The organism is Flavobacterium zhairuonense, from assembly GCF_004352915.1.
Taxonomy (GTDB): domain Bacteria; phylum Bacteroidota; class Bacteroidia; order Flavobacteriales; family Flavobacteriaceae; genus Flavobacterium; species Flavobacterium zhairuonense.
On record NZ_SJSY01000059.1, the window covers coordinates 19132 to 34558 of the forward strand.

The window sequence follows — 15427 nt, forward strand, 5'->3', positions numbered from 1 at the left end:
AAAGTGTGAAATGAAATTTAACCGCAAGGCACGCAAGGTTTTTTATCAAAGATTGCTTATATAAACGCAAAGTTCGCAAAGCTATGGATAAAGCTTTGCGGACTTTGCTGCTTAAATCTGCTCGCAAAGACGCAGAGTCGCCAAGATTATAAAAACTTTGCGACTCTGCGTCTTTGCGAGATTAAAAAAAACTTATCGTGCTTTGCGTAAATCTTAGCGCTCCTTGCGGTTAAGTTCGCCCGTTTTCAAATCAACTGTAAAATGATCTGCAGGAACTTCATGCATGAATTTATTGAAGATAATCAGGAACAATTTCATTTGTTTTTGAAGAGTTGTATCATTTGAAGTAGCATTATTTTCCAAAAACAATTTTGATACCATTTTATATTGTTTTGCTCTTTCCAAACCAACATCGGTAAGAGCTAATTCATCGGCACTTCTAAAACGGTAAAAATCAATCAAAAGATCATTTCCTGTCCATTTGAAATCTTCCTTTTTTAGATTATTTTGAGTCAGAATTTGTTCCGATTTCAATTCGGCTTCGTTCCATTCTTTTTGAAATTGTGGTTTATTTTTCAGAATAACATCAAAATCTTTATCAGATTCAATATTTGCTAAAACCAATAAATCACGAGCCGAAACATTCAAAATAAAAGAAGCGAAATCAACAGGCCAATCGTCTTTTAAAAAACGAAGACGCACTAATTCTTTCAAATGAAAATCGGTAAAATCGTGGTAATTTTTAGTTTTCAGAATATCACTATTCCAAATATCTTTTGTATTCTGACTTTCTAAAAACTGATATTCCATTTTGTACAAATCAAAAAGTTCATCAAATCTCGGAACATCATCAATCGTGATGGTTTGAATATCTACAAGATCATCTTTCTGAATTGTCAATAATTTATAAGCTGGAATATAAGCCGCAAGTGAAGGCGTTTGAATATTTACTAAAGTATTGCCTTTTGCAGTCGTGCGCATTCCCGTATCATTGATATGCATATGACCACCAAAATGAATTTTCAATCCGGCATCAGCAAAAACTTGTGCTACTTCCTCAACTGGCACGCGGTTCAACTGCCATTTATTCGGACCTAATAATTCTTTAATTTCCGCGGAAGCGTCATCATTAAAATCAATCATCGGAAAATGGCTGAAAGCGATTAAAGTTTTACCACGAAGTTTGGCTTCCGCCGAAATATCCTGAACCCATTTTATAAGATGTTTTTTATTCGAAAGCACATTATTATAACCTGTACTGGCTTCCGAATAATTTTTAGAATCTTTAGGATCACCATCGGTTTTCTTCGGAATATAAACATTTCCGTCAATAGCCATTAACCAAAGTCCGTCGATTGGTTCAACGACATAACTTACATCTGGAACTTCAAATCCGGGTGCAACATTATACACTCTATTAGTAAGTTTTGAAGCTTCTACAGCTTTTTTGAAATCGTAATTCTGAGAAGTGTAATTGGCGAAAGGAGTTGACCAGAATTTGTATTTTTTATTCGGATAAAATCCGAAGTTTTTAAGATCTTCTGTAATGCCAAAATAACCCATTTTAGCAATATCGGCTGTTATGACAACTGGCTGTTCGATATTCATGTTTGGCTTATACATGCCGTCTTTGCTAAAAATGGGTTGGCTTTTTCCTTCTTTTCCTAAAAAATCTTCTTTACCCGATTCCTGAGCAAATGGTCCAACCGGATCATGATTTCCGGTGGTTATAAAAAACTCAATGCCATATTTTTTTTGGTATTGGTCTAAAATTTTCTGTAATCCTCTCACGTGAATTGGCTGACCGTCATCAGTGTAATCGCCCGGAAGTGCAACATATCTTATCTTTCTTTTTGCAATATCTTCAAGAGCGGCAATGAAGGCAAAATAATTTTCATTGAAAATTCTCGTCGAGTGTAACTGCGAGGCCATCGTTCTTATTAACGTGTATTTTTTTGTTTTGGTATTCAAAACGCCTTTAAAATCATTATCAGAGAATGTCCCAAACAAATCTTGCAAGTGAACATCAGATAAAAATGCAACCTGAACACCTTCTAAATTCTTTTGATTTTGAGCCGAAATTGCATTATTGAAGAATATTATAAAGAGTATAATTATTGAGGAAGTAAATTTTAAATTCATAGGTTTTAAGCTTTTGCAAAATGGGGATTTATTAAAAGTAAGAAGCAGCAATTTTATCAATTTAATGATGAAATGAGTTTATGTTATTGTTATCGAATGATAATGTTTTTATTGAGATTATTTTTTTAACGCAAAGCACACAAAGATTTACGCAAAGCACGCTAAGTTTTTCAAAGTAAGTTTTAAATAAAACTAAAGTTCACAAAACTTTGCGAACTTTAGTTCAGCTGTGTTCAGAATGTTATAAAATCTTAGCGTGCTTTGCGTAAATCTTTGTGGACTTTGCGGTTAAATCTTCATTATAAAAAAGGCTGTCATTTCTGACAGCCTTTAACATTAAAACCTAAAATTTAATGTATATAAAACCATTATGGCGAATGGATTATTATTTTTTAATAAAACGTCTTACTGTTTTGATTCCATCTTTCTCCAATGAAATCAAGTAAATTCCGCTTTTTAAATTAGCAACATTGATGCTGTTATTATTTACAGTTTGAGAAGAAACTGTTGCACCACCTTCAGAATTGATAACACTTACATTTGCTCCGGAAACTTCTGAACTAAAGAAAAGTGTATCTGCTGTTGGATTTGGGTAAATAGTTACGCTCGCAATATCTGTAGGAGTTTCAGCCGTTGGTGCAGCAGATTTTGCAGCTAAAGCTGATGCCGATTTCGTAATTCTAAACCAGTTGATATTGGCTCCTGAAGCTTGAATATAGATTCCGAAGTTATATGTTCCTGCATTTACATTTACAGTTTGAGAAATGGTCTGCCAGTTTTGCCATCCTCCTGTATTTGGTACATTCACCGCTCCAAGCTGAATACTTCCAGCATTTAAATCAGATGAAATTCTGGCACCGTTTACAGCACTTGCCACTCTATATTCAATAACATAGTTTCCTGAAGTTGGGAAGTTTACGTTGTAATACGCCATCCAGTCTCCTGTATCGCAATATCCAACGTTTAATCCGCCACCAGTATCAGTAGTTGCTTCTGTTTGAACACCGCTCATTGTATTGTAACTCTCAGCCTGAATTAAAGTTCCTGTTCCCGGAGGATTGCTTCCGGTAATTACTTGATTGATTGCGGTTAGTAATGATTTAGAACCTGTTGCGTCCTGAGATAATTCCCAAATCATAACGCCACCTGCGTTTTGAATTGCAAAAGTTGTTTTTGCTTTAATGGTTGGAATTCCGTTATAATAAATTGTGTTTCCAACCTGATCCTGATTTTCTGCTCCCGGATATTGCGCTACGATATTAGCATAAGAAATTCCTTGATTTGCAGATGCTCCAAAACCATATCCATAAAAAGGCAATCCGATGATAGCTTTACTTGCAGGCAATCCTCTTCCTGTCCAATAATTAAACTGATTTACAGCCATACTATATGGAGAATGCTGACCCGGATTATTTGGTGCCCAAGGTCCTGTTGCATCATAAGCCATGATATTGATCCAGTCATAAGCCGCAAAAGTAGATGAAGGTACATTTGCACCACCATATCCTTCTGAAAGCGCTGCTGAGATCAATTTACCATTGGCATGCAATTTATTAGCCAAGGCAATAACAAATCCGCCGTAATCGCCATTGATTGCCGGACCTTCTAAATCTACATCGATTCCATCAAAGTTGTGAGCCACAACATAATCATAGAGTTTTTGAATAAAAGCCGTTCTGTTGGCTGGGGTAATTAAATTAAAATAATTGTCACGAATTGCTCCGCCTTCAGAAACAGAACCTCCTCCAAGTGAAACAAAAACTTTAATGTTTTGCGCATGTGCGGCATTAATAATAGCATTGCTTCCGGAATTAAAAGTTAGATATCCATTCGCATCAGGATTTTCGAACGCAATATTAATGTGCGTTAATTTACTGTACTGAATTGTACTTGAAAAGGCGTTCAAATCTATCCAGTTTGGAATGTAGGCTATAACTTTTTTCTGCTGAGCTGTCACTAAATTAAAAGCACTCAACAATAAAATAATCATGCATTTCTGCAGCATTCTTCGGTAATTGTTTTTCATAATAATTGTTTTAATAGATTAATAAACTCATAAATGTTGGGACGGTTATTGAGTTATTTTTTTAGATTTCAGACTTTAAACTTTAGATCCGATTTATTTGCTATCCAATCTAATTTCGCAGAACTAACACTACTCCATTATATCTAAAAATCCAAAGCCTGAAATCAGTTTTTAAAACTATTTTTTTATGAAACGCTTGATCGTCTGTTTTCCACCTTTTTCAAAAACAATAAAATAGATTCCTTGTCGCAAATGCGAAACATCAAAACTATTATTACTGATTTTTTGAGATGCAACAGTAGATCCCGTTTGTGAATCGACAATTTTTGCACTTCCTCCAGAAAGATCTGTAGTTACATAAAGCGTATTTTCAACCGGACTTGGATAAATATTTAAAACTGTTTCTACTGGAGCTTCTTCTTCTGGAGCTTTTGCTAAAGCAGTTTTAGCTGTTGAACCTGTTTTTGTAATTTTTATCCAGTTGATGTTCATTCCGGTATTCTGAATGTAGATTCCGAAATTGTACGTTCCTGCATTTACATTTACTGTTTGCGAAACTGTTTGCCAGTTTTGCCATCCTCCAGTATTTGGAATATCAACATTTCCTAAAAGAATTGCTCCTGCATTTAAGTCAGAAGACAATCGCCCGCCGTTAACAGCACTTGCCACTCGGTATTCAATTAAATATGAACCTGTTGTTGGGAAATTGATGCTGTTATAGGCTAACCAATCGCCAGTTTCGGTATAACCAACATTTGATCCGCCTCCAGTATCTGTAGTAGCTTCAACCTGGATTCCGCTCATTGCCGAATAATCTTCGGCCTGAATTAAAACTGAAGTTTGAGCACTTATAGCCGGAATTAATTTCCATTGTCCACAAGTTTGGTTGTTGTTATCCCATTGCTGAACAATGGCTCCAGAAGCTGTACTTGCTCCGGCAACTTCAACAATTCTGCCGCTATGACGCGCTACAATTTTGTAATAACCATCTCCTGTAGAAACTAAAATAAACTGTTGATTTGTTGTAGCATTGTATGGATACTGCTCTACTCTTGCGCCATTGGCTTTATTGAAATTATTAATATCCATTGACATACCGCTGTGGTTAGCAATGATTTTATACATTCCGTCACTTAAATGCGTGAAAGTAAATTTTTGGTTGTTTCCAGAATTCAAAGCACCTTGATTGATTCCTGCACCGTTTGACATGCTGGAGTTCCAAACATCCATATACAAACCGCTGTTTCTGTTTTGAAGGAAGAAAGTCTGATTTCCTAAAGTTGTTGTTCCGTTTGCAATAACTCTAATCGAACTAACTTTATCATTCCATGTTGCGTTTAAACAAGAATTATCAGAATTGATTACGGTTGAAGCGCCGCCAAAATTATCATCTTGGTATAAAATTGCCTGATATCCTTGAGTGATTTTTAATGAAGAAATATCATCATTTAAAACTCCTAAAGAATTTAAGCGAGCTAAATTATAATCTCCAATAGTTAATCCACCTGAAAAACCTGTGTAGTTACAATCTTTATAAACTGTAATAACATCTGTCGAAGCCGGCACTGAAGGCGTCGTAAGTCCGTAGTAACCTCCAAAAGTAGCAATAACTTTGGTTGGCTGTGGCGAATGAAGCGATGGCGACTGATCAGCAACATCATCATAAGCAAAACCGTAAGCCAGATTATCAACATTAATTCCCGGTAGATGCCAGAATTTAGAATAATGGTTTGTTGGGTTTACCTGATAATATTTAGAAGCGTCGTACCAGTTTTGCTGCCCCGGATTTGCTGTTGTCGTATTTACAACATGTCGGTTAATTGCCGCTGTTAATTGAGCCTGAATAACAAGATCTAAATCTCCATCGACCAATCTTCTGTCCAAAACACCTTTTCCTTCAAGAGCTTCCTGCGTACTTGGTCTGTATTGAACTCTTCCAGTACGACCTACAAATCCTCCCGATTGTCCAACCATTTCAAGTTGTTCACCAATAACTCTTCCTTTAAAAACTCCGGCATCTCCGGCATAAAAAATCAAATCTTCATTTTTGTATTTATTCCAAATCGCATCGATATACGATTTTAAGTAGTTTTCGTATGGTCCTCCTGGTGCATAAGCTGGTGTTTTAGACGGAGCTGTAATTTCTCCTGTTGCATCGTTTACACAGCCTTGAAATTCTGCTGGAACATTCGCTTTAAAAGCCGCAACGATATCGGCATGTTTTTTTAAATCTCCAACTTTCTTTTGGTAACCGTTTGCACCAAATAATTCCAATCCCATTGGATATTTATAGGAATCTACACGTGTTGGATTTCCGAAGAAACCATATTGATTATTAGTCAATTCGATCATTTCATATAAAATTCCCTGATTCGGATCAGTTGCATTCTGCGGATTTGGAGAAGCATATCCTGACGGCGCTCCATTTGCACCAAAAAAGTAGAAATACAATTGTGAGCCTTTAGAAATAAAAACCCTGCAACCTGCAATTAAAGGCAATGTGAAGGTTTTATTCGGAATTTCGCTCAGCTTTGTAAAACACGCCGCATATTTTGAGTTTTGTCCCGGTCCGGTATTTCCGCCGTAAGTTGGTCCTGTAACTGTGTTATAAGAAGCGCTCATTGGCAAAACCTGGCTTGTTTTGGCATTTACCCAAACATGGTTTCCAGTTGTATAATCAATTCCAACAATTGCTACATACAAATCGCTGTCGGCGAAAGTCGAATTATTACTAATAGTAAAAGGAATAGCGCCTTGTCCGTACATTAAAACAGATAGGAATGTCAGCATTACTGCTAAAAAATACTTCTTTTGTAACTTAAAATTTCTCATTGTTTAGATTTTTTGATTAATAAAAATTTGTTTCTAATTAGTAAGAATGAGAAAATAAAATGTGTAAAAAATTGGGTGTAACTATTTAGGATCATCACACCCAACTTGTTTTTAATTATTTCTTAATTAGCTTTTTAGTCCAACTTTTTTGATCTGATTTGAAATTCAGAATATAAATTCCTTCTCTCAGTCGGCTCAAATCAATTACGCTTCCATTAGCTTCTTTTTCTAAATTATTCTGAAGAATCAGCGCTCCTGAATTGTCATAAATCGTGATGATTTTGTTGTCTAAATTTTCAGGAATTGCAACTTGAATATAGTCGTCTGCCGGATTTGGATAAATGGCAAAAACAACATTTTCCGGCGCACTTCCTTCAACTGTAACATTCGCTTTTTTAGCGGCAGAAGCAGATCCGTAAGCTTCGATTTCATACAATGAATATCCGTAAGGAGTTAAAGCTTTTGCAGTACATAAAATTCTTAGGTATCTACCAGTTCCACTTACAGTTAAATCATCTGTTCCTCCGTCGCTGGCTGTTTGTGTATTGATAGTTTCATTTTCTGTGAAAACATTATCTGTAGAAAGCTGAACTTTATATTGCGTTGCATAAGCTGCTTCCCATTTTAAAACCACGCGATTCAAGTTATAATTACTTCCCAAATCAACATAAATCCATTCTGTAGCATTGGCAAAAGAACTCGCCCATCTTGAAACTGTTCCGTCTCCATCAGTTGCTTTACTAGCTGATAAAGTCGGATTTTCTTCTGTGGAAGCCGTTGCAGTTTTTGATAAAGCTAAATTCACATTCGGATTTGGTGTAATATTTCGAACGATAACGTCGCTGAAAACACCCGTTCCTAAGGTTCCGTTTGCGTGAGACGTAACCGCCATTCCAACGTAAATAGTGTTGGCCATTGTAATTGTTTTTGGAGTTCCAAGCTGTGTCCATGTCGTACCGTTATCAGAAGTATAAGAAGTAAATACATCTCCTGAACGTACCATACGAACCCATTTTGGAGCTGTTCCTGCAGCAACATCGGCTACTGTTACTCCTGACGTAGCATTTCTTGATAAAAATTCAACTCCTGCAGCTGGCGTAACATCCGTCATCGCATGTTTGGAAGTTGGTGTAAGCGTTTCACGGAACATTACTCCAGCTTTTGCATAAGTATTTGTATTAGTTAGTGAATTAACTTTAGCAATAATTTCAGCATCGCCAGTAATGGATTGGTTAACAAATTGAAATTGATCGCTTGTATCCCAAATATCAGTTCCTGAACCTTTAATAGTGAAAGTTCCGCTAGAATGTGTCGCTTCACCTGCTGGCGTTACCGCACCCAAATCGGTGCTAACCCATGGCGAAGGTAATCCTGCTGGAGTTTCTGTAGAAACTAAATTCAAAGCTCTAAGATTATCAAAATAATATGTGTTTCCAGAATTTGTTCCCGGCTCGTATAAGAAAACAAAACGGTTTACTTCGTTATCTGCAGTCGAAGCGTCTGGCGTACTTACATAGGTAAAAGTTACGGTATGCCAAGTATTCGTTTGTTTTACAACTCCCTGATAAATACTATGTCTTCCAACAGGATAATTTGACGGAACCGAAGCGCTGCTTTCTGCCTGCCACGAAATAATGGATCCAACCGGAGCAGATGTATAAACATCCATAGCGAATTTTTTAGTTCCGGCTTTAAAATCTCCAATATTGGTTAAAGTCGTATTGAATGAGAAATTATCATACAATTCTGTTGACTTACGAACGTATCTTCCAACGTTTGATGAAGTGTTGATTCCCGTTGCGCTTGGATTTGCAACGTTCGCAGTATAAGTTCCGATAGCGTCTCTAAATGTAATATTGTGAACCGTTTGATAATCTTCGTAAACAACTCCAGGCGTGTAAGTATCTGGAAGTTTTGTTGCTCCAATTCTGATATTATCAATATAATACGTATCGCTTGTGTAAGAACCTGAATTGAATAATAAAACCATTTGGTTAATTGCCAAATTCGAAGTTCCTGCATCTGGACTTGAATTGTAGTAGAAAGTCAGCGTTTCCCATTGATTTTGTTTCGTTGTAATCGCTACATAATTACTATTTCTTCCCGTTGGATAATTTGCCGGAAGCGAAGTCGCACTGTTTTCAAAATTCATGCTAACAACTGTTCCAACAGGAGCCGTTGTATAAACATCAATCATGATTTTATTAGTTTGATTTTTGAATAAACCGGCATCTTCGATTGAAGTTTGGGTATTAAAGAAAAGTACATCGTATTGTTCCGTAACATTTCTAACATATTTCGCCACATTTGCAGAAGAGTTAACCGAATTTGAACCCGGATTTGCTACAACAGTATAAGTTCCCGTAGTAGTTCCTTTTATAATTTTGTTGATGCCGTCGTAGTTCTGCAATACATCTGTGGCAACAATTGGCTTTTCTGGAGTAGCTCTTGTCAACAGATTATCATAATAATACGTCGCCCCCGAATTTGAATTCGATTCAAAAAGTAAAGCCACATTATTAATCGTCAAAGCACTTGTATTTGGGTCGATTATCTTCTCAAATTCAAATTCTATCGTTTCCCATTTATTCTGAACTGTAGTTATCGCTTTGTAACCGCTATGTCTTCCTGACGGATAATTAGTAGCCGTTGTAACATTACTATTTTCTAACTGCATAGAAATTTTTGTTCCAACCGGTGCCGAAGTATACAAATCAAAAGAGATTCTTTTTCTTCCTGACACATAATCATTTGCATTGCTGATTACGATATTTTTGATATTGAAAACATCGTATAATTCAGAAGAATTACGAACGTATCTTCCAACCAAAGTCGAAGTATTAATTCCGGTTGCAGATGGATTAGCAATCGCTTCTGTTAAAACTCCCGTTTTGTTTCCGTAAACAACATTTCGGTTCGTTTGAAAATCTTCCTGAATTTTCTCTACCGGAATTGCAGCTTCAGTCGTTACAGCCAATTTATAGATATTAGCAGTACAACCAGAAGTTGTTGTCGTTACCGAAACATCTCCGCCTGTAGTTCCCCAATTTACTGTTACAGCATTTGTTCCTTGCCCAGCCGTAATTGTAGCTCCCGAAGGAACTGTCCAATTATAAGTTGCGCCTGCAATAGCATTTATCGAATACGTTTTGTTAGTTTCGTTTTGATACACTTTTGCATCACCTGCAACTGCATATTTATAACTTCCGTCATAAACACGAACGTAATCCACTTGTAATTTTGCAGGGAAATCAGTTGGAATTGGTGCCACTCCTGCACCATTTACACTTGTATAAGGCGTTCCAGCGCTACCAACAGCCAGATTCAAAATAATATAAAACTGACTATCGTTAAAAGGCCATCCTCCGTTTACTGTGGTATTTGGAGTTGCCGTGTGAAATAAAACATCATCAACATACCATTTAATAAAATTTGGTCCCCATTCCACTGCATAAACGTGAAAATCAGAAGATAAATCTGTTGGAGAACTGTAGCTTCTTCCTGTAAAATGATATCCGTTTCCGTCGTAATGAATGGTTCCATCTACAGATTGTGGATTTCTGTGTTTGGCTTCCATAATATCAATTTCACCAGTATATGGCCAGTTTCCGTTAACCGGAAGCATCCAAAATGCCGGCCATGCGCCTTGTCCGTTTGATAACTTCATACGCGCTTCTACTCTACCGTATTTAAGCGAATACTTTCCTTCTGTAGTTAATTTTGAAGAAGCGTAAGGCTGATCTGGAAATGATCCGTTTGGCTGGTATTTAGCCTCGATGTTTAAGTAACTGTTTGCACCTTCTTTTACAATTGTCGCCTGATTTGGATCGTAACGCTGCGCTTCAGCATTTCCGAATCCGCAAAGCGAAGGGCAACCGTTTCCTGAAATACTCTGCCATTTAGTTAAATCGACAGTAGTGCCATTAAATTCATCAGACCAAACCAATGTTTTACATTGTGCCTGAACTTTTAAAAATGGCAGCAACACAAATAGTGCTACAGCCAAAAATTGCTTAAAATAATAGAAATTGTCTTTCGGTGGTCGGCCGAAAAAAGAGTCATTTTGTTTCATTTTTTTAGTTTTTTGTTAGTAAAGCGTATTACCGTAATAAAAACCCGTTTTGCAGTAAACAGGTCATTATCTTAATAATAATCCGACAATATTACCAAATAAATCAGGCTAGACTTACATTTTTGAGTACGGTTTGACTACGGTGATTTAAAAAAAATGAAGAAAAAACGCGTAAAACTACTTAGGATATTACTTACGGGTTGAAATCCCGTTTTTTAGAAGTTATTCTTAATCGCAATGCTTGTAAAATATCTTCCACAGATTTTAAAGCCGTGAAAAATTTTAAACACATAGAAACATAGATTTTCTTCTTGCTTCTTATCTGAGATTATAAAAAAAAGCTCGCTTTCACACATAGCTATGTGTATTTAACTAGTAAAACGCCTTTTCTGTAGATAAAGTAAAACTATGTCTCTATGTGTTTAAATGATTTTCTAGAAATTTAGAATGAATTCTGTGATATTTGCATCCGAAGGAAGCTGTAGTTTTTTTCGAATTCTGTATCGAGTATCTTCAACTCCACGAACAGAAATTCCTAAAAGCGGGGCAATTTCTTTTGTATTGAAGTTCATTCGCAAGTAAGCACACAATCGCATATCGCGAGGAGTCAGTTCCGGATAAGTTGTTTTCATCCTCTGCATAAAATTATCATGCAACTGATTGAAGATTTCTTCAAATTCGTTCCAGTGCTTGTCTCCCTGCAATTCGTGATCGATTAGTTTATTTATTTTGGTCAATAAACTAAAATTCACATTTGGATCGTTTTTCTTATCCATTTGCCCGATTAATTCTTTTATCGAAAGCAAAATTTCATTTAAATGAATAAGATTCACAGTATTAGAAGCAACTTTGGCATTTTTAAGATTGATCGTTGCTTCGAGATTTTCCCGAACAATGGCCATGTTTTCCTGTTCCAAATTCAATCGCTGTTCGTTAAGTTCCGCACGGGCGCGCAATAATTCTTTTTCCTGATTCAGAATCAATTGTTGACGATCATGCTCTGCTACAGATTTTTGATATTTAATAATCAAATAAATGACAACACAATAAAGTATAAAATACAAAATATAAGCCCAGATCGTTCTGTACCAAGGCGGTAAAACTTCAAAACGGAAAACTGCTTCTTCGCTGACGACATCATATATATTTTTTGCCCTTACGTGAAAAACATATTCTTTTTCAGGCAAATTTGTATATTCTTTTTCGGTTTGTAAACTGTAATCTGACCATTTGGGTTCAAAACCTTCCAGCCAGTATTCGTATTTTGTTGCATCGGCTTCATCGTAAAAAAGTGATGAAAAAGAAAAGTGTAAAGCATTATTGGAATGTGATAAAACATGCGAAATCTTTTCTCCTGCTTCTTTTGTTTTATTCGGAAGCACATCGTAACGACTTGAAAATATCAAACTGTCTTTCGGAAAAATACATTTCACTTCTGAAATTACCGCTTTATATTTCGTTTTGTATTTCTTGGTTTTAATGGCATTGTAATGAATTAAACCATCTTGTGTTCCAAAAAATACATCACCGCTCGTTGTCGTTTGAATATTCTCAAAACCCGGAACATATGAATAACGAAGTTTTCTAAAAGGAAGTTCTTCAACCTCAAAACTTCCGTTTGGCTTTTTTGTCATTTTCCCGGTATTTTCCCCAGAAATGTACCATATATTATTCTGATTATCAGACTTTAGAAGACGTATATGACTTTCAAGCCCGAGATATTTCTTAAAAACGGGCTCGGGAATCATTTTCTTCGAATGTGAATCTTGCTTGTACACTCCTTTGGTTGTTCCAAAAAGAATCTGGTTATTGATTTTAAATGTATTCAAAAACAAACTTGATGGAAATCCATTTTTATCATTGTAAAACTCAACTTTTGAAACCGTATCGAATGTCTTATTAAAGTGAATTTTATAGATTCCTTTGTATCCGTGGGCAATCCAAAAATCGCCGTTTTTATCCGTTTCTATAACTCGGCTACTTTCTTCAAAACCTTTTATTTTATTTTGATAAATCCACGAATTATTTATTTTTTTGAGAAGATACATTCCGTTATAACCGCCAACAAGCAATAAATCAGGTTGATTAGGAACTAAAATTCCTTTCCACGCGCCATCCACTTTTGCCAATAATTTTGCTGCATTACCGGAAACTTCAAAGATTCCATTTTTCTCAAAAGCCAAAAGAGAGTTTCCAAAAACACCAATATTCCAAACATTTTCAGACATTCCAGAAACGTGCTGAAAGTTCGCGTTTTCGTGTTTTCCGTTTTTATAAGACTGCCAATTCATCCAAAACAAGCCGTTGTCTGTTGCGATATACAATTTGTCCTGATAAATCTGGCTACAGTATATTTTAGTTTCTGCATTTGAAGCATCTAAAATTCTAGACAATGGCGAAGAAATCTGAATCAGCGAAATTCCTTCCTTAAGCGTAACCCACAAATTGCCTTCTTTATCAATCTTTAAATTGGTTACATAATCATTCTGTAACCCCATTTGTTTGTTGATATGCTGAATCAAACGTCCCGAACCATCTATGACTATCAACCCTGATTGTCGAGTTCCAATTCCGAAATATCCATCAGAAAGCTGAATGCCTGTAGAAATTTGATTTTGTTTCAAAACATGGTCTGCTTCTGTCACAAAAGGCTTTAACTGATTGTCTTTAAAAATTAAAAGTCCATTTTTTTGCGTAAAAAGCAAAAGACCTTTTTGAGTTTCAAAGATTTTCCTGATTTTCATTCCGGCAAACTTCTCTCCATTTGTAATCGAAATTAATTTATCATCTTTTAATTTCAATAAACCTTTAGTACTATGAGAAATATAGATTTCTTTATTGACTTCAAAAAAATCATCAAATTTTTCTTTAGACTTTAAAACCTTGATTTTATTGTTTTTGTAAATAAAAATTTCTTCATAAGAGAAAAAAATCACTTCACTATTTCGAATAATGGTGTGTATAACATCACCAAAATTCCGAGCCGATTCCGGAAGTAATTTTACTAAAGATGTATATTGATATTGCCCATTTGGCAATTGAATCGCGTAACCAAAATCGCCCTGAGCGCCAACATACATTTTATCTTTTTTATCGATAGCAAGCGAGCGAACCATACTCCTATTTTCCGGTTGTGTAACGATGCTCCAACGAACGCCGTCAAACTGCATAATTCCAAAATGATTGGCAAAAAACATCATTCCTTTAGAATCTTGCAAGACATCCCAGTTTTCAGAAGCGGCTTTATACGTTTTCGGATTATAATTAATTATAAAAGGAACTCCAATTTTTTTAATCTGTGCATTTAAAACTGGAGAAATGAATAATGTCGATAAAATTAAAATTCTTATAAATTTCGTCATTTTTGTTTCTGTCTGTAGGTTATTTTGTGATTTTTGAACATCACAATTTCAAAATAACTCTTTGGGAGAAGTCATTTTTCTTTAGGCAAAAAACATTCAATATTAAATGTACAAATAACAATTATTGATTATTATTGAACTAAAAAAGAGAATGTCGAAATTCAAATATATAAAAATTTATTTTAGTGCAACAAATTACATTTTAATCAAACAATTTTGTAATTGTAAGGTAAAAATTTCAAATTTTGAAAATTCAAATTCCAATATCGAGAATTGTCAACTTTGTCAAAGTTTTAAACTTTGACAAAGTTCTCTACTTGTTTAACCTGAAACGAAATCTAAAATCTAAAATCCCAGCAACTCGCTCAACTCTTCATAACGATGAAAAATAATTGCTCCTTCTTCTTCTAAATCTTCATTATTATACCCATTTGCAAAACCGTACACCTTAAATCCTCCACTAATTCCAGCTTTTACTCCAGCTTTGCTATCTTCCAGAACAATGCAGTCTTTCACATCAAAACTCATTTCTTTAGCGGCGTGCAAAAATATTCCGGGTTCTGGTTTCCAACTGTTTATTTGATAGGAACTAAATATTTTACTTTCGAATTTATCCAATAAACCTGCCACTTCAAGATTTAGCTTTATTTTTTCAACCGGACCGCTAGAAGCAACACAATACTGAATTTTAAATTTTTCGATATTTTCGATAAATTTAATAACACCTTTCATTGGTTTTACCTGAGTTTTAAATGCTTCAAAGCTTTTTTGGCGGTATTCTGCTTCAAAAGAATCGGGAAGTTTTTGATCGATTGCTTCTTCGATATGACGAAAACAATCTTTTAAATTTCGTCCGTTGAAATTTCGGTAGACATCTTCAATATGCATTTCAAAACCATGTTCAGCTGCCATTTCAAGCAATATTCCGTTACCGATTTTTTCTGTATCTACTAAAACTCCGTCACAATCGAAAATTATACACTTAACCATTTT

The 15427-nt window shown here is 35.4% G+C and carries 6 protein-coding genes; all 6 read right to left on the minus strand.

Translation table 11 applies throughout. The features are described 5' to 3' along the window. Positions 1 to 213: 213 nt before the first annotated feature. Positions 214 to 2142, minus strand: a complete 1929-nt coding sequence (locus EYY60_RS01385) for a metallophosphoesterase family protein (protein ID WP_132987621.1) — start codon at positions 2140 to 2142, stop codon at positions 214 to 216. 385 nt (positions 2143 to 2527) lie between these two features. Beyond that, the gene (locus tag EYY60_RS01390) at positions 2528 to 4168 is read right to left on the minus strand and encodes a glycosyl hydrolase family 18 protein (RefSeq protein ID WP_132987622.1); all 1641 of its coding nucleotides are present in this window, start codon (positions 4166 to 4168) and stop codon (positions 2528 to 2530) included. 177 nt (positions 4169 to 4345) lie between these two features. After that, complete coding sequence (locus EYY60_RS01395; protein WP_235832264.1) at positions 4346 to 7000, minus strand: beta-1,3-glucanase family protein; 2655 nt, start codon at positions 6998 to 7000, stop codon at positions 4346 to 4348. Between the two features lie 115 nt (positions 7001 to 7115). After that, positions 7116 to 11072, minus strand: a complete 3957-nt coding sequence (locus EYY60_RS01400) for a family 16 glycosylhydrolase (RefSeq protein ID WP_132987623.1) — start codon at positions 11070 to 11072, stop codon at positions 7116 to 7118. A gap of 434 nt (positions 11073 to 11506) precedes the next feature. Beyond that, the gene (locus tag EYY60_RS01405) at positions 11507 to 14434 is read right to left on the minus strand and encodes a triple tyrosine motif-containing protein (RefSeq protein WP_132987624.1); all 2928 of its coding nucleotides are present in this window, start codon (positions 14432 to 14434) and stop codon (positions 11507 to 11509) included. Between the two features lie 345 nt (positions 14435 to 14779). Continuing rightward, a complete protein-coding gene (locus EYY60_RS01410; RefSeq protein WP_132987625.1) occupies positions 14780 to 15424 on the minus strand; it encodes an HAD family hydrolase in 645 nt (214 codons plus the stop codon). Positions 15425 to 15427 lie beyond the last annotated feature (3 nt).

Bases quoted from the DNA above. Each gene is read 5' to 3' on its own strand.
- EYY60_RS01410 (WP_132987625.1), bottom strand. From the start codon at position 15,424: ATGGTTAAGTGTATAATTTTCGATTGTGACGGAGTTTTAGTAGATACA.
- EYY60_RS01385 (WP_132987621.1), bottom strand. From the start codon at position 2,142: ATGAATTTAAAATTTACTTCCTCAATAATTATACTCTTTATAATATTC.
- EYY60_RS01400 (WP_132987623.1), bottom strand. From the start codon at position 11,072: ATGAAACAAAATGACTCTTTTTTCGGCCGACCACCGAAAGACAATTTC.
- EYY60_RS01405 (WP_132987624.1), bottom strand. From the start codon at position 14,434: ATGACGAAATTTATAAGAATTTTAATTTTATCGACATTATTCATTTCT.
- EYY60_RS01395 (WP_235832264.1), bottom strand. From the start codon at position 7,000: ATGAGAAATTTTAAGTTACAAAAGAAGTATTTTTTAGCAGTAATGCTG.
- EYY60_RS01390 (WP_132987622.1), bottom strand. From the start codon at position 4,168: ATGAAAAACAATTACCGAAGAATGCTGCAGAAATGCATGATTATTTTA.